This window comes from Campylobacter concisus, assembly GCF_015230035.1.
Taxonomy (GTDB): domain Bacteria; phylum Campylobacterota; class Campylobacteria; order Campylobacterales; family Campylobacteraceae; genus Campylobacter_A; species Campylobacter_A concisus_BK.
The window spans coordinates 132,389-154,769 of record NZ_JAAKZD010000002.1 but is presented as its reverse complement, the minus strand read 5'-3'; the positions used below and the strand labels follow the sequence as shown (position 1 = coordinate 154,769).

The window sequence follows — 22,381 nt, the reverse complement described above, 5'->3', positions numbered from 1 at the left end:
TCTTTCGTTTAAAAAATGCTTAATGTTATCTAAAATTTGTTTAAAAAAATCTTTGCAAAAGTGGGGAAATATGGGCTTGGGGCGGTTAAACGCCCCGAAGTTTAAATAGCTATTTGACGTTAAAGCTTCGCTGAGCTAAGTCGTAGTCGTTTTGTCTTTCGTTATACATATTTTCAGTTGTGACTGCACCAAGCGAGCATTTACCGCCAAGTCTTACGCGATAAGGTGTGTAAAGCACGGCGTCTTTTTCATCACCACTTAGCGTGTAAAAGCTTAGCACGCGGTCATCTTTTACGCTTTTATACTCAACTTGCAAGCTGTTTTTTAAACTCTTGCTAAAGTTGCTTAAATTTTCATTTATCGGCTCAAAGCAGCTACTTACGATCTCGTTTATAACGCCGTTTTTAACCATTGTTTTTGAGTTTATCACTACTTTTGAGTAGATGACGTCATTTACTTTTAGGCTGTCAAGACCCAGCTCTTTGCCTTTTTCATCGACAAAAACGCGGTAGATGTCAAGCTCTTTTGGCTCGATTTTGTGTTTGATCTCAAGCGGTAAGTAAGCGTAGCTTAAGATAGTTGCATAAAGCTTATTTGAGCCTAATGGAGTGATGCTAAATTCGCCATTTTTTGTAGTAAATGATGTGCTTAAAAGACCGTCAAATTCTTTACTTTCGCCGTTGTAGCTAAGCTTAAATTTATTATTTTTCTCTCCGCTATCTTTGCCAAAGTAGGCGTTTAGAGCTCTTAGCGTAAATGCACGCTCTTGCGTTGAGCTTAGCTCATTTAAATTTACTATCAAGAAATTTGCAAGATCGTCTGAGTAGTCGTTTTTCTCAAAGTATTTTGCGTGCAAGTATAAGATAAAGGCGTTATCTCTTACTTTTGAGCTAAAATCAGATGGATTTTCTTCGCTTGATTTAGCATTTTTGATATCTTTTAGTGCGACCTTTGCCTCGTCATTTAGGCCGTTTAGCTTTAGGGCTGCTGCCATTAGGTATTTACTTAGTGCTGTTTTATTGTAGGCTTTGTCGTCATAAATTTTATTTAAGATTGATCTATCGGCCATATTTGCACGTGAGCTTACATAAAGGGCGTAAAGTGCCTCAAGGTCGTTATTTGCGTATTTTAAGAGCGAATTTAGAGCATTTTGTTTGACACCTTTACTTACCTCATATCCAGCCTCTTCAAGGTCAAGAAGTACGTCTGTTGCAAAGATGCTTGCAAATGCATTTGTCTCGCCTAGATCGCTCCAGTAGCCAAAGCTGCCGTCTGGTTTTTGCATCTTGACTAGCTCATCTATGCCACTAACGATAAATCTCTTTTGATCGCTTTTTTCAAGCTCATCTTTTGGTTTTAAATTTAAAAGCGCAAGCAGTCTTGAGCTTCTTTGCTCCGCACATCCGTAAGGATACTCCACTAAATTCTTTGAAGCTGCTAAAAGCACGCTTGAGACCGAGCTTGACGCATCAACGCTCACATCGTGGTAGCCTTTTGGTAGTGAAATTTTGCTCTCTTTGTCAAAGACGCTGCTCTTTGCGTAGGTGCTGATCGTATAAGGGCTAACGACGTCTAGTAAATTTTGAAGCGTTTTTGAACTATTTTTGTCGCTTATTGTGACATTGTATTCGCCAGCACCTGTTTCAAGGGCTGAAATTTTAAGCACAAATGCCTTGTTTTCAAACGGCTTTAGGTTGGCATTTTCTTGCGTTTTGATGTTTAAATTTTTACTTGATGCTATATTTATAGTAAGGTTTTTGTCTGCATTTGTCGTATTTATAAGCCTTAAGTTTGCGCTTAATTCATCGCCTTTTAAAAGATAGATCAAAGCGCTTGGCTTAATGATCACATCATCTTTTACTTTTATCTCGCTATTTACGGCGTTCATTGCAGTTGCGTCATTTGCCACAGCATCTACTCTAATGGCGCCGTTAAAGCCATTTGGCGTTTTAAACTCGTATGAAATTTCGCCTTTGTCGTCTGCTTGAAGGCTCACTAAATTTGCATAAGTTTTTACATTTTTGCTATCAACTGGGCTTGCATGTTTTGCCATTTTTGCCGCCACAGCCATTGCCGCGGCATCACCGCCAAAGCTTAACGTTTTGCCCTCGACCTTGTAGTTTGTGAGCATATTATAGATATCGTAGTCAAAGACGCCATCAGGTAAAATTTTGTCAAAAAACTTAAGCGGATCGGCTGGTTTTTGTGAAGTGATATCAAGCACGCCAACATCTGTGATAAATAAATTCAGATAAGCTTTTGGCTTTGTTTTTAGTGAAATTTTGATATTTTCATCGCTCTTTGCAGTTTTTGGCGCTTCTAAGCTAAGCTCTATCTTTCTTGAAGACTTGTCGCCGTTTGCATAGACCTTGCCGTAGGTTCTAAACGGAGTTAGTCCAGCGTCAGTCATGCGGTAGATATTTGCGCTTACGTAAAGGCCATTAAAGTCAAAGTCAAGTTTAAATTTAACGTTTGCTGAGTTGTTTTTGATCTTGACGACCTTGTAGGCTTTAACCCCTGCGTCTTCAAGCGTTACAAGTGCGATGCCTTCTTTTATGGCTGAGCTTATGTCCGCACTTAGCTCGTCGCCTTTTTTATAGACGCTTTTGTTTAGCTTTATCTGAGACTTGCTAAGCTCTTTTGTAGGCGCTAGAGTTGAGTAGTTGTAGCCGCTCACATCGATATCTAGGCTCGTGCTTGCGCCACTTACTAAATTTGTAGCGGTGATCACATATGAGCCACTTTGCGTAAATTTATAGCTAAACTCGCCACTATTTTTATAAAAACTATCCACATCTTCAAGCGTTTGGATCCATTTTATATAGCCGTTTGCATCCCTTTGATACTGCCATGAGACGCGTTTTATATCAAATTTCAAATTTGACTTCACTGCCTTTTGGCTTGGCATATCAACGACGACCGTTCTTATCTTTACATCTTCGTTTGGATCAGCAAATGCCGTGCTAACAGCGATGCCAACCATATCTTTGTAAGGATAGAGCGTAAAGCTTTTTGCGTCACTTACGTTTTTGCCATCGTCATTTACGTTGAAATTTATGACGCCTTTTATGATAGAAGGCGCGTTTTTAGTGTTAAAGCTAAGATCTATCATCAGGCTTGATTTGCCATCTTTTGAAAGAGTTAGATCATTTTCTATGTTTGGATAGGCAGCCGCTTTTAGGGTGTCATTTTTAAATTTATACTCTTTAAATTCGCTATTTTTATACTCATCATCAAAGAAGCTAACCTGCATGCTACCAGCTAGGTCGCTAGCTGCTCCGCCAAAGAGATAGCTACTTGTCAAATTTACCTTTACTAGCTCGTTTGCAAAGAATTTATCCGCGTCTATGGCTATGTCATTTTTTATCTTGTTTGGCACGAAGCTCTCGACATAAAATGGCACGCTTGCTATCACCTTGCTAGCGTAAATTATCTGCATGTTAAATCTACCGCTTAGATCGCTTAAAATTTCTTTTTCAAAATTTATCATGCCGACATCATTTGTATTTTGCGTGATCTGGGTGCTACTTTTGCCTTGCGGATCGATAAATTTGATCTTAACTGGCATATTTTTAAGCGGGTTAAAGTCCCTATCTCTTAGATAGATTGCTCCTTTTAAGCTCTCGTTTGGTCTTATGATATTTGAGGCAAAATGCGTGTAAGCATCAATGCTCTCGCTTGGATTTTGACTGATGAGCTTTGCCTCATTTAGCGCTTCGCCATCTTTTATGATGAGGAAATTTTGCTCCTTGCCAAGTGAGACGACGACTGATGAGATCTCTTTGTAGATATCTTTTTTGTTAAATTTAAATACACCAACATCATTTGTCGCGCCAACTGCGATCTCTTCGTTTCTTTTGCCATAAATTTTTACATTTGCGTTTGGCAGCATTGTGTTTTCGCCGAGGCGGTTTGCAAAGACGAAAATTTCATCCTTGCCAAGCTTTGCATTTATGGCGATGTCGCTTAGATAGACGACCTTTGAGACGCTCTTGTCTTTGCCGTAGTTTAAGCTTATCTTATAAACGCCGTCTCCTGCTCCTGCAAAGTCAAGCTTGATCTTGTTTAGTGAAATTTCGTTTAACGCACCCTCTAGCTTGTAGCTTTTGCTTGCTACTTTTGAGCTAAAATTGCTTAGATCTTCGCTATCGTCGTTGAAATTTAAAAAATATCTAAAATTTTGATCGCTTAACTTTTCAACGCTTACATTTAGCTCAGGTAAATTTGCACTTCTAATGCCAATTTCCCCAACGCTTGAGATGTAAGGCTCTTCGTTTGTGAAATTTGCAAATGGAGTGAAGTTGCTAGCGACCACCTCGTAGGTTTTAGCCTCTCTTATGACATTTCTATCATCTCCAAAACCCGGTTTTATCGTGATCTCGTAGCTATTTTGTGGCTTAAACTCATCGCTTGTGATATCGATGTAATAATCATACTCATCAAGCTCAGAATTTGGCGCGCTATTTTCATCGTCATTTTTATATGCCACGTCGCTTATGCTAAAGCTTTTTACGCCTTTTATCTTGATAAATTTCTTTAGATTATTATCATCGCTTAGCCACTCTTTTAGATAAATTCTAAATGCCAAGATGCCGTTATCAAGGCTTGTTGGATAAATTTTGGTTATCTCAAAGCTCTTTGCTTCAGCGTTTATGCTTGCGCTCTCTTCGCTTGCTTGCTCACTAAATTTCACCACGCTATCGCCTGCTAGCTTAGCGCCAAATTTACTTTCAAAATTTTCTCCAAGATCAAAAGTAGGCTCGCTTATATTTTTATCAAGATCAAGCTCAAAGCTATTTTGAGAGAGCTGCAAGGCATTAAAGCTTGCACCTTTTACGGCTATTTTTTTCACAAGCTCTTCACTGACTTCGTCATTAAATTTAAGGATAAATTTGTTATCAGTGAGCTTTTCTATCTTCTCAAGCGCAAATTCTTTCGTCTCAAAGCTAGCACTGCTGCCATTTTCTAGCTTACAACTATACTCTACGCCCGCGTGCATATCTTTTGTAAAAAATGTAAGGCTTTGAGCGTTAAATTTCACCATGCCACTTAGCTCCGGCTGGCATGTGAGTAGCTTTTTCTCGCTTAGCGTGCCTATGAGATTTTTGCTAACATCATCTTCTAGTCCAAATTCCACGCTTAAAGGCGACTTTATCTCGACACTGCCATTTAGACTTAAAGCATATAAATTTACTGCTCCTAAAAGTGCTAGAAGTAGCGCTTTTTGCTGCATTTTATCTCCTTAGTTTTATTGTTATTTCACTTTGATTTGAGTTTTGATCAAGGCATTTTAAAGTGTGCTCGCCAAGAGTTAGATCTAGCCTTTTTTCGCTTGCATTTTCTATCTTAGAAAAGTTCAAATCATCCACTTTTAAGTAAATTTCATCACCTAAAAACGCGTAGCATTTTAGCACAATTTGTGTTACATTTTCATCTGTTACGATCTCTTCGCCGTTATATGGATAGGCAAAAACTGGCTTTTTATCTTTAAAAACTTCAGCACAAGGGCTATTTTTGACCTCGTCTTTGTCTAAAAAGCCATTTTTTATCAAAAACTCAAGCTCCTCACCCCTTAAACTCTCACACTTATCTTGCAGTTTAACTCCAACTATCCTATCATCAAGCGCCGTTTTTTTGCACGTTGCAAAACTAAAAGCATCAAGGCAGGTTGGCACTTTTTCGATGCCCTCTGGCTCGCTCATAAAGCTTAAATTTCTTTTTTGAGCGATAAGTTTAAACATATCAAAAACGATCTTTGAGACGTCATTTAGCCCAGTTAGTTTGTCAGTTTTTTCAGCGTTAAAGTTGCCCACCCAGACGGCTATTGTGTAGTCCTCATCAACTCCTATGGCGTAAAGATCGCGTGAGTTTGCGCTAGTGCCTGTTTTAAAGGCGATCTTTGGCGTCTTTTGCGCGTATTGCCAAGCATTTTTTAGATATGACCTTGAGGCCTCGCTCATCATTTTGGCGGTTAGATATGCGCTTTGAGGCGAGATGAGGGTTATGTTTTTATCTTCATTTTTGTAGTTTTTGCCCGCAAACTCAAGTGGCCTATAAACCCCGCCATTTGCGTATATCGTATAAAGATGCGCAAGATCAATCAGGCTCATCTCAGCGCTGCCTAAAACTATCGAAGAGCCGTAAAATTCCTTGTTTTCATCAACTAAATTTACCTTTTCAAGCAGCTCATAAAGCGAGTTATCTTTTAGCTTTAAGTCTAAATTTATAACTGGGATATTAAGGCTAAAATTTAGAGCGTCCTTTGCGCTTACAAGCCCCAAAAAGTCGTTACTAAAGTTCTTTGGCACATATTCATTTAGATAAATTTGCGTATCGATTAGCTGTGAGCTTGGCGTGATAAGCCCGCTATCAAGCGCAAGCGAGTAGATAAAAGGCTTTAGCGTGCTGCCGGTGTTTCGCTTCATATTTAGGGCTGAGTTTTTGCCGTCGCGTGCGCGCTCATCGTGCGAGCCGATAAATGCAACAACGCTCATTTTTTTATTATCAATTACCACGGCTGCGGCGTTGTTTGCATTTTTAGCCTTTAGCGAAAACATCGCGTCTTTTAAAATTTTAAGCATATCTTTTTGTAAATTTAGATCCAAACTCGCCTTTGAAATTTGGTTTTTAAAAGCGACATTTGCGTAATCACCTGCATTTACGACGGCTCTTATCCTTACATTTTTAAATGGCTCAGCCTGCGCTCTTTTAAAGGCGCTAAGATCGATTAAATTTGCCTTATAAAGCATCTTTATGACCCTGTTTTTTAGGGCGTTTATGTTTGAAACGCGGTCAAGTCTATTTTTATTTGGATTTTTTGGTATTGTGCTTAAAAGTGCGGCCTGAGCGTAGCTAAGCTCGTTTAGCTCCTTGCCAAAGTAAAAGAAACTCGCCGCCTTTGCACCCTCGATATTGCCGCCATAAGGGGCTAAATTTAGATATAAATTTAAAATTTCATCCTTGCTAAAGTGAAGCTCAAGCTGAAATGCTCTAAAAATTTCTCTTATCTTATTTTTATAGCTTCGATCTCCAGGCTCCAGCATCCTAGCTACTTGCATCGTGATAGTGCTAGCACCTATGCGGTTGTCGCTTCTTAGGTTGTGAAAAAATGCTCTAAAAATGGAGGCAAAATTTACGCCAAAATGGTAGTAAAAGTATCTATCTTCAAAGAGAACGACGCATTGTTTTAGCGAGTTTGGGAAGCTTTGCTCGTGAAATCTCCAAATTCCATCGCTACTAAGCTTCATATTTATGATCTCGCCATTTTTATCAAACAAAATTTTGGCTTCGTCTTTTTTAAGCGCATCTAAATTTAGTGGATAAATTTGATCCAGTATCAAAAAAATAGCGACCATTAGAGCCAAAAATAGGGCAAGGAATTTTAGAATTTTAAACTTTTTCATCGGCGTGATTATAGCTGTTAAAGTTTAAGTAGCTATAATTAGACCTTTTTAAAAAAGAGGAAACAATGCCCTTATCTAGGTTAAACAAAGAACAATACACCGCCGCAACTGCGCCATTTGGACACAATCTCATCATCGCTTCAGCTGGCACTGGCAAGACTAGCACGATTGTCGCGCGTATAGCACATCTACTAAATTTAGGCGTTGCGCCAGAGAAAATTTTGCTTCTAACATTTACCAACAAAGCAGCCAGCGAAATGATAGAGCGCTTAAATAGGTATTTTGACAAACAAATCACCTCCAAAATCACCGCAGGCACCTTTCACTCGGTCTCATTTTCGCTTTTAAAAAGCCTTGATAAAGGCGTCACGCTAAAGCAGCCAAGCGAGCTAAAGACGCTTTTAAAAAGTCTTGTTGAGAGGCGTAAATTTTACCATTTAAGCGACGTCAAGCCTTACGGCGGAGCATATCTATACGACCTTTACTCGCTATTTCAAAACAGCGAACAAGGCACAACTTTTGGCAAATGGATAAGCGATAAGAGCGAAGAGCAGGGCGTTTATGCTGAAATTTATGAAGATGTTTTAGAGGAGTTTGAGGCTGAAAAGGCTAAATTTTCTTACGCTGATTTTAACGACCTTCTTATCAAAATGCGCGACGAGCTAAAAAAGGGGGCAAATTTAGCTTATGATGAAATTTTGATCGACGAGTATCAAGATACAAACACCCTTCAAGGCAGCCTAATAGACGCATTTAAGACAAAGAGCCTCTTTTGCGTGGGCGATTTTGACCAGAGCATCTACGCATTTAACGGCGCAAATATCGAGATCATAGGCTCATTTAAAGATCGCTTTCCAAACGCAAATATCTACGCTTTAAATGTAAACTACCGATCAAGCTCAAGTATACTTGCCCTTGCAAACAAGGTCATAAACAACAACCCAAGGCTTTATGAAAAGCACCTCACAGTTAGCCGTGAGGGAAATTTCAAGCCTCCAAGGCTGCTTGTCTATAACGAGCTTTTTGATCAGTATCAAAATATCGCTGACATCATCTCATTTTCGCCGTTTAATAGAGAAAATATCGCCATAATTTTTAGGAATAACTCATCAGCGGACGGTATCGAGGTCGCGCTAAAAGAGCGAGGCATCGGCTCAAAGCGAAAGGGCGGGGTGAGCTTTTTTGAGAGCCGTGAGATCAAGGCACTCATCGACATCATGGGAATTTATGTCAATCCAAAAGATATAATGGCTTTTATTCACATCTGCGAATACGCAAAGGGCGTTGGCAGCGCAGTTAGCAAAGAAATTTTTGACGCACTGCTTAAGCTTGGGCATGGAAATTTGATAAAAGGGATAGTTGAGCCAGATGAGAGCGTAAATATCTCATCAAACAAAAGGCGAAACTACCAGCTTGGCCTTTTTGACGACCTTGATGAATTTGCCGAAGTTTCGAGGTTTTCTAAGCTTGGCTTTAGCGATAAATTTCTGGGCCACCCTGTGCTAAAACTACAAAAGCTAAGCGAGAGTGGGGCGCAGTTTTTATATGAAATTTACAACTTTTTAAGAGGCATGAGAAATATCTCAAAGCCAGCCACGATGATAAATGAGATAAAAACTAGCAAAATTTACTCTCTAATCGTTGAAAACATCAGCACAAAAAGGGCAACACTAAAAAACGGCAACGTCGATCTGGCTCTAAAAGAAGAGGTCAAAGAGCGCATAATGGCAAAGAGCGTGGTGCTAAGTGAGCTAGCTAAAAAGTATCAAGATATCAGTAAATTTTATAACTTTTTAGCCCTTGGAAGTAACGAGATGAGCGAAGGGCAGGGCGTTAGCTTGCTTAGCGTGCATGCGAGCAAGGGGCTTGAATTTGACCAAGTCTTTATCGTAGATCTCGCACAAAATCGCTTTCCAAATTTAAAGCTAATGAGCATGGGTGGCAGCTTAGAAGAAGAGAGGCGGCTCTTTTACGTAGCAGTAACAAGGGCTAAAGACGAGCTCTATCTTAGCTATGCAAAATACGACAAGATAAAGAAGGTGACCTACCAACCAAGTAGGTTTTTGATAGAGGCTGGCATGGCAAAAGAGGAAGCTTAAAGAGTATTTACTATTGTGAAGTAGAATTTACCAATTTTTTACAAAGAGAAGCGATGAAAAAAACTAAAATTTTAATAATCCTGCTTATTTTAGGCGTCGGTGGATACTTCGTCTATGATAAATTTTTCAAGGTAAAAGAAGAAGAGGTGGAGTTTATCACTAAAAAGGCAAAGAAGGGCTCATTTAGCAAAAAAGTCGATGCGACTGGAGAGATTTTTGCCACCGAGCTAATCGACGTGGGCGCACAGGTGAGCGGTCAGATAAAAAAGCTCTATGTTAAGCTTGGAGATCAGGTAAAAAAGGGCGATATGATCGCAAGTATCGATAGCTCGACCCAGCAAAATAGCATAGACAATAAAGAGGCTCAACTTGCCATCTACAAGGCTCAGCTTGAAAGTGCAAAAGTGGCTCTAAATATCGCTAAAACGCAGTTTGATAGAGAAAATGCACTATTTTCTAAAAACGCCACCTCAAAGCAAGAATTTGAAACCGCAAAAAACACATATAGTGAAAACAGCGCCAAGATAAAAGAGCTTGAAGCTCAGATCAAGCAGACAAATATCGAGCTAAGCACCGCTAAGATAAATTTAGGCTACACAAAGATCACCGCTCCAAGAGATGGCACCGTAGTAAGCGTGCAGGTTGAGGAGGGCCAGACTGTAAATGCCAACCAAACTACGCCAACTATCGTAAATATCGCTGATCTTAGCCATGTAAAGATGAAGATGCAAATAGCAGAGGGCGACATCACAAAGATCAAAGTCGGCACGCCAGTTGAGTACTCGATCCTCTCTGAGCCAACGAAGAAATTTCAAACGACTGTTAGCTCGATCGACCCGGGGCTTACCACACTAAGTGATGGCAGCTACGGCTCAAGTAGCAGCAGTAAGTCTTCATACTCAAGTAGCTCAAGCAGCAGCTCGGCGGTTTATTACTACGCGCAAAGCATCGTTGATAATAAAGATGGAATTTTAAGAATAGGCATGACCACACAAAATGAGCTTTTGATAGCAAACGTCGAGGACGCCATCATCGTGCCAAGCATCGGCATCAAAAAAGATGAAAACGGCACTTTTGTCTATCTGCTAAAAGATGGCAAAGCTGTAAAAACAGCGGTTAAAACCGGCATAAAAGACAACCTCGATACGCAGATCATCAGCGGTATAAACGAGGGCGATGAGATCATCACATCTCAAGGCTCATCAAGCGAGATCGCTAAGATGATCGCAAAAGAACATAAGAAGTTTTAAGTGATAAGCCTAAAAAACATCACTAAAAGCTTTAAGCTAGGCGAAAATGAGATAGATATCCTGCATGGCATAAATTTAGAGATAAAAAAAGGCGAGTTTATAGCCATCATCGGTCAGTCTGGCTCTGGTAAATCAACCCTGATGAACATCCTTGGCTGCTTGGATAGCCCAAGTGGCGGGCAGTACCTGCTAGACGGCAAAGATATATCAAAATTTGATAGCGACGCACTTGCCAAGCTTAGAAGGGATAAATTTGGCTTTATCTTTCAAAGATATAACCTGCTTAGCACGATGAATGCCCTTGAAAACGTAGCGCTGCCTAGCATATACGCAGGTGCAAACAAGAGCGAGCGAGAGAAAAGAGCTAATGAGCTTCTTGGCTCACTTGATCTTAGCGAAAAAGCGAAAAATTTACCAAATAAACTCTCAGGCGGACAACAGCAAAGGGTCTCCATAGCAAGGGCGCTGATGAATGGTGGCGAGATCATCTTAGCAGACGAGCCAACTGGCGCGCTTGATAGCAAAAGTGGGCTAAAGGTGATGGAAATTTTAGTGGATCTTTACAAAAAAGGCCACACCATCATCATCGTCACGCACGACCCAAAGATCGCAGAGTATGCGAGTAGGGTGATCGAGATAAAAGATGGCAACATCGTAAGTGACAATGTCAAAAATAGTAAAATTTATGAAGCCAGCAAGCAAACTCAGCCAGAAAAGAGCAAATTTACCTACTATAAAGACCAGCTAATAGAGAGCTTTAAAATGTCGGTAAATGCGATGCTAGCTCACAAACTAAGATCACTTTTAACGATGCTTGGCATTATTATAGGTATCACCGCGGTTATTAGCGTCGTTGCCCTTGGCAAAGGCTCGCAGGAGCAAATTTTAGCTGGCATTAGAAAGATCGGCACAAACACGATCGACATCATGCCGGGCAAAGGCTTTGGCGATATGCGCTCAGGCAAGGTCAAAACCCTTTCAATTAGTGATGCCACTATGCTTTCCAAGCAGTCCTTTCTAGACTCTGTCACGCCAAACACAAACACCTCGGGCACGATAACATATGAAAATATCTCGCTAAGTGCGAGCCTAAAAGGTGGCGGAGTAGGGAGCTTTGACGTAAATGGGCTAAAGCTAGAAGAGGGTAGAATTTACGATGAAGACGAGGTTTTAAACTCTGATTCAGTTGCTCTAATAGACCAAAACACCAAAAATAGCATCTTTAAAAACGAAGATCCTATCGGCAAGATCATACTTTTTAACAAAAAGCCACTTCGCATTATCGGCGTTTTGCAAAAGGATGATTTTAAGATGGGCGATTCAAGTACGCTTAAAATTTACGCCCCATACACGACTGTTATAAACAAAGTCACAGGGGATAAATTTATAAGCTCGATCACCGCCAAAGTAAATGAGGGCGTCAATGCGCAAATCGCTGAAAAAACACTAACTGAGCTTTTAGAGATCAAGCACGGCAAAAAGGACTTTTTTACAAGAAACTCAGACAGCATCAAGCAAACGATCGAAGAGACCATCTCGACCATGCGCCTTCTCATCTCAAGTATCGCCGTCGTCTCGCTCGTAGTTGGTGGCATAGGCGTTATGAACATCATGCTAGTCTCAGTCACCGAGCGCACCAAAGAGATAGGCATAAAAATGGCGATCGGAGCTAGACAGAGCAACATTTTGCAGCAGTTTTTGATAGAGGCGGTGCTACTTTGCCTTATCGGCGGAGCCATCGGCATCGTCCTATCCTACGCCATTGGCTACATCTTTAACAACTTCTTAAACGGCTTTAGCATGATCTTTTCAAACGGCTCGATCGTGCTTGCACTTGTCACGTCGATGGCTATTGGCATCATCTTTGGCTACATGCCTGCCAAAAATGCCTCAAAACTAAATCCTATAGATGCGCTTTCAAGGGAGTAATATGAAATTTCTAAGCCTAGCTTTAGTGCTCGTTTTAAGCGGCTGCGCTGTTAAAAATATAGATGAAAACTACAAGCAAATTTTACTTGAAGATAACGCTAGCCAGGAGCTAAATTTAGACACTTCTTGGTGGAAGCAGTATGAGCAAAGCTATCTTGATGAGCTTGTAGCGCTTGCGCTTAAAAATAACACCGACCTTGCAAAAGCTGCAATAAATGTAAATAAAGCGCTCGCTCAAGCTGGCGTTTTGCAGGCAAATCTCATCCCAAGCTTTAACGCTGGCATCGAGGCAACAAGTAGTAAAAATATAAAAGAGGGCGGCGCTTCTAGTAGAAGCTTTGGCTCAAGTATAGGGCTTAGCTACGAGCTTGATCTTTGGCAAAAGCTAGCAGATAGCAAAGACGCAGCGATGTTTGAGGCAAGGGCTACTAAATTTGATCTGGAGGCTAGCAAACTAAGCGTGATAAACTCAGTAACAGACGCCTATTTTCAAATTTTATATCTAAATGAAAGCATAAAAACTTATGAGCAAATTTTAGAAATTTATAATGAGCTAAATAAGATAGTTGGGCTTAAATTTGAGCTTGGTAAAGAGGAGGCGCTAAGCCTAAAACAGATAAACTCGCAGCTCTTAAGCGCTCAAAACAAGATAGAAAGTGCAAAAAAAGAGCTTGTGAGTGCTAAAAAAACGCTTAGGATTTTGCTAAATGAGAGGCCAGAATTTGAGCTTAAATTTGAAGACCTCACGCTAAGTCCCGTTAAAAGAGCGGGCGTTGATCTAGATGTGCCAACAAGCGCCATAGCAAACCGCCCTGATCTAAGAGCGGCCATTTACCGCATAGAAGAGGGCATTTTAAACTACAAAGCGAGCCAAAAAGAGTTTTATCCAAGCATCGCGCTAGGAGCCAGCCTCAAAAGCAGCACCGACAAAAAAGAGGAAGCCTTTAGCCTTAAATTTCTAAATGGCAACATCGCTTTGAATTTACCATTTTTAAACTACCACAAGCTAAAGTCAAATTTAAAGGTTAGCGAGGCAAATTTCGAGCTTGCAAAACTAAACTACATAAGCACTCTAAATAGCGCATTAAACGAGGTAGACGCATTTTATAAAGGCTACCTAAACGACGAAGCACTACTTGCAAACTACCAAGAGCAGATAAAAAACTATGAGGAAATTTCAAAAATTTACGAGCTAAAATACTCCTACGGCAAGGTCGAGCTAAAAGAGTTTTTAGAGGCTAAAAATAGCGAGCTAGAGGCTAAAATAGGGCTACTAAAAGCAAAATACACGCTTTTACAAGACGAGCTAAATATCTACAAAGCCATGGCAGGCAAATTTAATAGGTAAATTTATGAGTTCAGCTTGGGACTACGAGGCAAATGCGTGTAGCAGTGATGGCAAATTTAGCGCCAAATTTGAAGGCTGCGAGGTCGCTATGGGCGCTCCAACCCTTGGCGAGCTACGACTTTTTATAAATAGCAAGCACTATTTAAATTTAAAAAATAAGCCTTCAAACCACGCAAAAAGACTATTAAATTTGGATCAAAATTTAGTTAAAGATGACGATGCGCTTCAAATTTTACTTAGCGAGAGAGCAACAGCTTGCTTTTTGTTTTCAGATGACTCTAAATTTCTAGCTTTTTCTGAATGGACAGCAGATAAAATGCAGATCATAAAGGTGGTGCGCCTAGCCGATATGAGCATAAAAACCGCCGGAAAGCCAAAAAGAGTAGTGGAATTTCTCTCATTTGATGATGGCTTGCTTGAAATTTTAGACTCGCCGATCTTTATGTCCAAAAACTACACACTAGATATCCGCACGCTTTTTGACGATAAAATTTAATTACGCACTTTATCTTTAAAAATAGTTTTCAGGCGTGTTTTCATAGTAAATTTAACTACTAGCTCTTAAATTTAACACGCAAGATCGCTCAACTTTAAAATTTTACGTAAATTTTGGTTTTATAGTTACGCTAATATCAAATTTAACTCTTTGCTTCAAAATTGAACTCACAAGATCAATATTTGACGCACAAAAAAAGATATCACGCATTTATTCTATTTTATGCTACTCTAAACTCCAAAGATAGCTCTTGCTCACATTTTTAAAATAGGGTAGATCAAATTTTAAGTTACGTATAAGATAAATGTAAATTTCACAATTTTTGAAAAGTATAAAATTTAACTAATTTTCTTACAAATATTTTTACGACAAATTTAATGGATAAATTTAGATCACACAAAAGATAAAATGCAAAACATAGCCAAATCTAGCCATTTAAAACATTCGAAAGAGCAGAATAAAGATTTTAAAATATCAATTTGAAAATTACAGTTTTCAATACAAAATATATAAAATACCTTGTATTTTACCTTTTGTCATATTTTGGCATTGCAATTATGGTTGATTTTAAATTTGCTTTTATGCTTGGTGATTTGAACTTGAAATGGTTAAAATTTCAAAATTTGAGTAGAAAATGATTTTTGGTTCAAAAGCAAAACTTGCATTTGAAAAATCAAATAAACAGATGTCCTTTGTGTCTGTCAAATTGCAATGAATAAATTTGCAGATTTTTAATAAAACTTATCTTTGATGTTTCTTTGGGTGGTCAAAAAACAAAGCTTTTGCACTGCCCTCTTTTAGCTCTTTAAATTCAGACTCAAACTCAATGCAAAAAATGCCTGAAGTTGGGATATTGTCAATCGATGAGTCGCTTAGATATTCGCAAATTTCAGTCACACTTGGATTGTGCGTGATGATGAAAATTTCATCTAAATTTTTATCTAAATTTCTTACAAATTCCAAAAGATCCTCAAAGCTTATGTCGTAAAGCTCGTCCTTTATCTCTATGGATTTTTCTTTAAATTTTAAAGTTTTAGCGATGATTTTTGCTGTTTGCTCACATCTTTTAGCGCTACTTGAAAAGATAGCTCCTGGCATCACATCATACATTTTTAGCCTGCTAGCCATAAATTTAGCGTCCTCTTTTCCTTTTGGGCTAAGCTCTCTTGAAGCGTCTTTTGCGCCATCTTTGTTCTCATCGACTGCTTTTGCGTGCCTTATGAAGTAAATTTTGCTCATGATCTCTCCTTTGAGAAATTCTTTATCCAACTAAGCTCTTCCTCGCTAAAACCTGCCTTTAAGCGGTCTTTTTCGTTGATCTCTCTAATGCTTTTAAATGAATTTGGATATAAATTTAAGATGATATCAAAGTAGCTTTTCTCATCGACGCCCTCTTTTTTGCAGGCAAATTTAAACCACTTATCGCCCTTATAAACGTGAGAAATTTCCTCTTTTAAGATGACTTTTAGGCACTCAATGAGCTCTTCTTGCCCGCCCTCAGCTTCTAGCCTTTTGATGATGTGAGCGTTTGCATCAAGCCCGTTTGCCTCCATATATCTTGGCAGTAGTGCCATGCGGCTAGTAAGCCTATCTGAAGTCTTTTGAAGTGCGATAAAAAGGCCGTCATGCACGCTTAGCTCGCCATATCTGCCACCCTGCTTTGTGAGTAAATTTTCTATCATACAAAAGTGCCTGATCTCATCCTCAGCCACCTCCAGCCAGTCCTCGTAAAACTCCCTTGGCAGCCCTCTAAATCTATAACAAGCATCAAGCGCGATGTCAATGGCACTAAACTCAATGTGAGCGACTGAGTGGATGAAATTTAGGTTTTTATCTTTTGGCTTTACCTTTTTGTTTAGCTCTTTCATACTAACGACGTCGCAAAATTTAGCGTAACATGGGGTAGTTAGCTCATTTGGCGCAGAAATTTCATCAAAACAAATATCCAAATTTGATCTAAATTTCTCGTAAAATAGCTCAAATTTTAAAAATTTAAGCCCCACGTCGCCTTCGTTTAAAATGTCCCAGATCTCATCAAAAAATCTCATCTGCTCTCTTTAAGTAAAATTTAGCATACAAACAGCCGACAACCCAGCCTATAAAGTGCGCGTACCATGCGACATTTATGCCCATAAGTAGCGGCAAAAAGCTCATGGCAACAACTATGGCAAAGTAGCCAAACCACGTCTTTTTATCTGAGTAAAGCATCGAGGTCGCCAGCATGCCAAATAGCATACACAAAGCCCCGCTTGCACCGACTAAATTTATAAATTTCTCATTTTCAAATGCAAAATATATATAAATAAAGCTTAAAATTTGCGTCAAAACGCCGCCAACAATATAAAAAATGATAAATTTCTTCGTGCCAAGATATAGCTCACTCATCGTGCCAACTTGATATAAAAAGATCATATTCATGAGCAAGTGACCTGCGCCTGCGTGCATAAAGATAGATGTGAGGGGCTGAAATATATAGAGTTTTTCTAAAAAATAGATATTTAAGCCAAGCGCGAGCCATAGCTCACGCGAGTGCAGAAAGGTGAGACTAAAAAATGCAGCTAAATTTAAGAGGATAAGCGCAAATGTAGCTGGGCTACTTAGCTTTGCCATATCCAGCAAATCTGTTTGCCGCTAGGCAGCTAGCGTTTGAGCATCTTACAACGTAGCTATTTATCTCTTTGTCGCCCTTTAGGTGCGTGTTTTTTTGTTTTAAATTCATATAGCTGTGGATGATCTTGCCGCCAGAGTTGTGGATAAATTTCACCGTCTCGTCTGGAAGTATGGCTGTCACGATGCCAACGTGAGTGACGTTTTTCTTGTCTTTATTTTTTTGTATGCCTTTGCCAAGGGTGTTTGAAAAGAAGATAAGATCGCCTTTTTTTGGATTTTTATGAGTGATCAAATTTTGGCTTTCATAGAAGTTGTAGATGGCTTTTGACTTTCTACCGCCCTTGCTGTAATAGTTATTGATAGTTTTTTCATCAAAATACATGTTTTTATATTTTGCATTAACGATAGATACAAAGCCTGAGCAGTCGCCCCCTGCTCTAGTATTTAAGTATTTTTTAAAAAATGAACCAAATTCTTTATCTGCTCTGCCGTCGTCTTCGTCTAAAAGCTCACTTGAAGTTTGTCTGCTAAAGTCACCATTTGTAGAGGCAGTTTGATTGTAGTCATTTTGTGGGATTTTAGGCTCGTTTGAGGTGAAAGAACAACCTGTAAAAAGCGCAATACAAAGTGCAAAAAATATTCTTTTGTTTATTAAACTTAACATATTTTTATCCAAGATAATTAATTTTCGTAATTTTAACTCTTAAATGTAAATAGAGCGAAAATAGCGCCTTGTTTTCTTTACTCTAAGTTTAAAAACAATATAATCGGCAAAAAATATATTTTCTTAAGGCAAAAAATAATGATGCACTATCTAAAAATAGAAGGCAATGCCAAATTAAGCGGCGAAGTAAAGATCAGCGGAGCCAAAAATGCCGCCCTACCTATCATCGCCCTAACCCTACTTGCTAAAAATAAGATAAATTTAACAAATATCCCAAATGTCGCTGACATAAAGACGCTTTGCCAGTTGCTTGTTAATCTTGGCGCAAAGTGCGAATTTAAAGATGAAAACTCACTAAGTATCGACACGAGCAGCGTAAATTCGACCACAGCAAACTACGATATCGTTAGAAAGATGCGCGCTTCTATCTTGACGCTTGGTCCGCTTCTAGCGCGCTTTGGACACTGCGAAGTGAGCCTTCCTGGAGGCTGTGCGATCGGACAAAGACCAATAGATCTGCACCTAAGCGCACTTGAGAAAATGGGCGCAAATATCGAGATAAAGCAAGGCTACGTCGTCGCAACCGCACCAAATGGACTAAAAGGTGCAAAGATAGTTTTTGATAAGATCACCGTAACTGGCAGCGAAAACATCATCATGGCAGCGGCCCTAGCGCACGGCACGACAGAGCTTTTTAACGTCGCACTTGAGCCTGAAGTGGTGCAAATTTGTGAAATTTTGGCTAAAAGCGGTGTCAAGATCGAAGGCATAGGCACGAGCGAGCTAAAGATCACTGGTAGCGGTCAAAAACTGCTTGAAATTTGCGATATTGAGGTTATCCCTGATAGAATCGAAGCTGGCACATACCTTTGCGCTGGAGCTATCACAAATAGCAAAATTTCAGTCACAAAGGCAAATGCTGCGCACATGACAGCCATTTTAAATAAATTTGAAGAGATGGGCTTTGGCATCGAGATCGATGGCGATAAAATCACGATTTTGCCGACAAATGAGATAAAACCAGTTGAGATAAGAACGACTGAGTATCCAGGCTTTCCAACCGATATGCAGGCTCAGTTTATGGCGCTTTGTCTTGCGGCAAATGGCGTTAGCACGATAGATGAGAGGCTTTTTGAAAACCGATTTATGCACGTTAGTGAGCTAGCTAGAATGGGCGCTGATATCCGCTTAAATGGTCATATCGCAAGCGTCTATGCTCCTGCAAATTTAAATGCAGCTGACGTCATGGCGACTGACCTTAGAGCAAGCTCAGCGCTGATACTAGCCGCTCTCATCGCAAATGGCGAGAGCTTGGTGCATAGAATTTACCACCTTGATAGAGGTTATGAGAGGCTGGAGGAGAAATTTAAAAGCCTTGGGGCGAAAATAGTTAGGCTTGAGGAGTAAAAATGCTAGTAAATGACGCACTTGAGGCTTTAAAAGCTAAATTTAAACCAAAAAATGAGAGTGAAATTTTACCCATTAGTGAGGCTCTTGGCAAAACCTTGGCAAATGACGTGATAGCGGTCAAAGACCTGCCCTGCTTTGATAACTCAGCGCTTGATGGATTTGCGGTTAAATTTGATGAAAAAGATGAGCCTTATAAGATCATCGCAAGTGCCTTTGCAGGCGATAAAGAGCAGCTAGCTATCGGCAAAAACGAGTGTGTGAAGATAATGACTGGTGCAAAGATGCCAAAAGGCGCTGATACGGTCATGAGGTTTGAAGATTGCGTCGTTGAGGGCGAGTTTGTAAAAGCGCCAGCTAAGCTTAAAAAAGGCGAGGCTTACCGCTTTAAAGGCGAAGAGACAAAGGTTGGTGAAATTTTACTAAAAAGTGGCGAAATTTTAAACACAAGAAGTGTGATGATGCTTGCAGCTCAGGGCATAAGCTTTATAGATGTGAAAAAGCAGCCTAGTGTTGGAATTTACTCAAGCGGAAATGAGATCATCGAGCCTTGGCAAAGAGCTAGCGATGATGAAATTTACAATGCAAATGCCTTTGGTATCACCGCACTTTTAAGCTCAATCGGTCAAAAAAGCTCATATCTTGGCATCATAAAAGATGAGCTAAGCGCTGTAAAACAGGCATTTTTAAACGCTGCAAACTACGACATCGTTATCTGCTCTGGTGGAGCGAGCGCTGGTGAGGCCGACTTTATGAAGATAGCCCTAAGCGAGCTTGGATACAACGAAATTTTCTCTCACCTTGACATAAGACCTGGCAGACCTTGCAAGACTTATGAAAAAGATGGCAGACTTGTTTTTATCTTGCCTGGCAACCCTATGGCTGCCTATCTTTGCACGATGATGCTTGTTTTACCACTTCTAAAAAGCGAGTGTTTTGTGACACAAAAAGCTATAAATAGCGAAAATTTAAAGGTAAAATCAGGCAGAGCAAATGCGGTTTTTGGCAATGTAGCTGATGGCAAATTTATAGCAACTGACGGCGGAAAATATGGCTCAGGCATGATAAATCATATATTAAAGAGTGATTTTGTGTTGATAACTAGCCCTGATCAAGGTGAAATTTTACAAAATAGTGAAATTTCACTCATAAAGCTTCCATAATCCTTGACAAATGAAAAACAATCTGATAAAATGCGGACTTCATTTTGATTGCGGGAATAGCTCAGGGGTAGAGCACAACCTTGCCAAGGTTGGGGTCGCGAGTTCGAATCTCGTTTCCCGCTCCATCTTTTTTATACTCATTTTTTTATTTTCCACAAAACTTTTTGCAAATGAAGTCAGTATCTATCCGATGTATTGCGTCGTAAATGATCAAATTTCACTTAGCACTTTTGGCTTTGAAGGCGAAGACAATGAAATTTTAAACCTAGAGGGCAAAAGAGCTGCCAAGATAGATAGTAAAAAACTCTATGAAATTCTAACAGCAAATTTTAAAACATATAACGACAAAAGCGGCGGCAGCGTAGCTTTTGTGAAAAACTGCTCTATCATGGATGAAATTCAGATGCAATTTCTAAGAGAAATCAGCAACGAGTACCCAGGCATTAGCGTGAGCGATCTTAGCATCAGTCCGCAAAACAAACTTCCTGCAAATTTTAAAGACTTAGTTTTTAAAAATATATTTCTAAACGATCAAAATAGCCAAAAAGGCGTTTTTAGAGCCTCATTTGAGGACGTTGATCTAAGCTTAAAAAGCCTTTATTTTAAATTTAGCTTTAATGCTAAAATGCCAGTTTTTATCGCTATAAATTCAATGAACACAAACCACATTTTAAGCTTGCTTGACTACCAACCAACGATGATCGAGTTTAGCAAATGGCCGCGTGACGCACTCTTTGGACTTAGCGCCTCAACTCTTGTCACAAAAGTGCAGATAAGAAGCGGTGAAATTTTAACAAAACGTCAGTTTAACGCCATTAGTTTAGTCAAAAAAGGTCAAATGCTAAACGCAGTTTTAAGCGAGGGTGGTGTCAAGATAATCGCCGAAGTAAAGGCGCTTGAAGATGGAAATTTAGGCGATATGATAAAGATAAGAACAAGAGAAAATAAAATTTTACAGGCCACAGTTTCAGGCAAAGATGAGGCAGTTATAAGATGAAAAAGGTAGTTTTTGCGGCCACTGGAGCAAGCGGGGCTGGGCTTTTTCTAAAGCTAGTAAATGCTGCCAAAGATAGCTGTGAGGCGCACGTCATAGTTAGTAAAAATGCTATGAAGGTCTTAGCGGCTGAAGAAAATTTAAAGCTAAATTTAGATGATCTTGGCGTGAAAATTTATGATGATCAAGATCTTAGCGCAGGACCAGCTTCTGGCTCGTTTGGCGTTGAAGCAATGATCATAGCGCCCTGCTCTACCAACACGCTAGCAAAAGTTGCAAACGGTATAAGTGACACGCTCATCACAAGAGCCGCAAGTGTCGCGCTAAAAGAGAGACAAACTCTAGTTTTGGGCGTCAGAGAGATGCCGTTTTCTACGATCGCACTTTCTCAGATGCAGCTACTCTCATCTCTTGGAGCCATCATCGCTCCGCCAGTTTTAGGCTACTACGCAGGCATAAAGAGCCTTCATGATATGGAGAATTTCATCATCGGCAAGTGGCTTGATGCCTTAAAAATCGAAAATAATCTTTACAAAAGGTGGCAAATTTGAAAAAATCTTGCATCTATCCAGGGACCTTTGACCCCATAACAAACGGCCATTTAGACGTTATCATAAGAGCTACAAAAATTTTTGACAAAGTAATCGTCGCAGTTGCAAAAAGTGATAGCAAACAGCCGATGTTCGCACACGAAAAACGCATAGAGATGGCAAAAGAGGCAGTTTGCGAGCTAAAAAATGTAAGCGTTCTTGGCTTTGATAACTTGCTTGTTGATTTTGCTAAATCGCACGGCATAAACACCGTCATCAGGGGTCTTCGCGCGGTTAGTGACTTCGAGTATGAGCTACAAATCGGCTACGCAAACGCTGCGCTTTGGGACGAATTTGAGACGGTTTATCTTATGCCAAGCTTAAATAACGCCTTCATCTCAAGCTCGATCGTCCGCTCAGTCTTGCGCCACGACGGCGATGTGAGCAACCTAGTGCCAGCAAAAATTCTTAAAAATTTAAAGGCGTAA

At 39.8% G+C, this 22,381-nt stretch carries 16 protein-coding genes and 1 tRNA gene; 11 read left to right on the top strand and 6 right to left on the bottom strand.

Going from position 1 to position 22,381, the window contains the following annotated elements; translation table 11 throughout:
- Nucleotides 1-109: 109 nt before the first annotated feature.
- The gene (locus tag G6W41_RS01955) at nt 110-5,233 is read right to left on the bottom strand and encodes an alpha-2-macroglobulin family protein (RefSeq protein ID WP_194170456.1); all 5,124 of its coding nucleotides are present in this window, start codon (nt 5,231-5,233) and stop codon (nt 110-112) included.
- A 1-nt stretch (nt 5,234) separates the two neighbouring features.
- A complete protein-coding gene (pbpC, locus tag G6W41_RS01950) occupies nt 5,235-7,403 on the bottom strand; it encodes a penicillin-binding protein 1C (protein ID WP_194170455.1) in 2,169 nt (722 codons plus the stop codon).
- 65 nt (nt 7,404-7,468) lie between these two features.
- Here pbpC and G6W41_RS01945 point away from each other — a divergent pair, with 65 nt between their 5' ends.
- The 5 genes from G6W41_RS01945 to G6W41_RS01925 are packed head-to-tail and all read left to right on the top strand — an operon-like array spanning nt 7,469 to nt 14,525.
- The gene (locus G6W41_RS01945; protein WP_194170454.1) at nt 7,469-9,502 is read left to right on the top strand and encodes an ATP-dependent helicase; all 2,034 of its coding nucleotides are present in this window, start codon (nt 7,469-7,471) and stop codon (nt 9,500-9,502) included.
- Nucleotides 9,503-9,555: 53 nt separating this feature from the next.
- Nucleotides 9,556-10,752: an efflux RND transporter periplasmic adaptor subunit gene (locus tag G6W41_RS01940; RefSeq protein WP_194170453.1), complete on the top strand. Its 1,197-nt coding sequence runs from the start codon at nt 9,556-9,558 to the stop codon at nt 10,750-10,752.
- Complete coding sequence (locus G6W41_RS01935) at nt 10,753-12,681, top strand: MacB family efflux pump subunit (RefSeq protein ID WP_194170452.1); 1,929 nt, start codon at nt 10,753-10,755, stop codon at nt 12,679-12,681.
- A 1-nt stretch (nt 12,682) separates the two neighbouring features.
- On the top strand, nt 12,683-14,029 hold the full coding sequence (locus tag G6W41_RS01930) for a TolC family protein (protein WP_194170451.1): 1,347 nt from the start codon (nt 12,683-12,685) through the stop codon (nt 14,027-14,029).
- A gap of 4 nt (nt 14,030-14,033) precedes the next feature.
- A complete protein-coding gene (locus G6W41_RS01925) occupies nt 14,034-14,525 on the top strand; it encodes a flagellar protein (protein ID WP_194170450.1) in 492 nt (163 codons plus the stop codon).
- Between the two features lie 741 nt (nt 14,526-15,266).
- On the opposite strand, the gene G6W41_RS01920 is transcribed toward G6W41_RS01925, so the two are convergent.
- From G6W41_RS01920 to G6W41_RS01905, 4 genes are read right to left on the bottom strand one after another with little or no spacing between them, the layout of a single operon-like run.
- Complete coding sequence (locus G6W41_RS01920; RefSeq protein ID WP_107829673.1) at nt 15,267-15,764, bottom strand: SixA phosphatase family protein; 498 nt, start codon at nt 15,762-15,764, stop codon at nt 15,267-15,269.
- The gene (locus tag G6W41_RS01915) at nt 15,761-16,573 is read right to left on the bottom strand and encodes a ferritin-like domain-containing protein (RefSeq protein ID WP_194170449.1); all 813 of its coding nucleotides are present in this window, start codon (nt 16,571-16,573) and stop codon (nt 15,761-15,763) included. Before G6W41_RS01915 ends, G6W41_RS01920 begins: the two co-directional genes overlap by 4 nt.
- On the bottom strand, nt 16,560-17,135 hold the full coding sequence (locus tag G6W41_RS01910; protein ID WP_194170448.1) for a rhomboid family intramembrane serine protease: 576 nt from the start codon (nt 17,133-17,135) through the stop codon (nt 16,560-16,562). The genes G6W41_RS01915 and G6W41_RS01910 overlap by 14 nt, the downstream gene beginning before the upstream one ends.
- Complete coding sequence (locus tag G6W41_RS01905) at nt 17,119-17,799, bottom strand: NlpC/P60 family protein (protein ID WP_194170447.1); 681 nt, start codon at nt 17,797-17,799, stop codon at nt 17,119-17,121. Before G6W41_RS01905 ends, G6W41_RS01910 begins: the two co-directional genes overlap by 17 nt.
- 138 nt (nt 17,800-17,937) lie before the next feature.
- On the opposite strand from G6W41_RS01905, the gene murA reads away from it, so the two are divergent.
- From murA to coaD, 6 genes are all read left to right on the top strand, one after another.
- A complete protein-coding gene (murA, locus tag G6W41_RS01900) occupies nt 17,938-19,206 on the top strand; it encodes a UDP-N-acetylglucosamine 1-carboxyvinyltransferase (RefSeq protein ID WP_103603273.1) in 1,269 nt (422 codons plus the stop codon).
- A 2-nt stretch (nt 19,207-19,208) separates the two neighbouring features.
- On the top strand, nt 19,209-20,369 hold the full coding sequence (locus G6W41_RS01895) for a molybdopterin molybdotransferase MoeA (RefSeq protein WP_194170446.1): 1,161 nt from the start codon (nt 19,209-19,211) through the stop codon (nt 20,367-20,369).
- Nucleotides 20,370-20,419: 50 nt separating this feature from the next.
- A tRNA-Gly gene (locus tag G6W41_RS01890) sits at nt 20,420-20,494 on the top strand.
- A gap of 65 nt (nt 20,495-20,559) precedes the next feature.
- Nucleotides 20,560-21,366, top strand: coding sequence for a flagellar basal body P-ring formation chaperone FlgA (gene flgA, locus G6W41_RS01885; RefSeq protein ID WP_021089076.1), 807 nt, complete (start codon nt 20,560-20,562; stop codon nt 21,364-21,366).
- Entirely contained in the window at nt 21,363-21,914 is a 552-nt protein-coding gene (locus tag G6W41_RS01880; RefSeq protein ID WP_194170445.1) for a UbiX family flavin prenyltransferase, read from the top strand. The genes flgA and G6W41_RS01880 overlap by 4 nt, the downstream gene beginning before the upstream one ends.
- The gene (coaD, locus tag G6W41_RS01875; protein WP_012001782.1) at nt 21,911-22,381 is read left to right on the top strand and encodes a pantetheine-phosphate adenylyltransferase; all 471 of its coding nucleotides are present in this window, start codon (nt 21,911-21,913) and stop codon (nt 22,379-22,381) included. Before G6W41_RS01880 ends, coaD begins: the two co-directional genes overlap by 4 nt.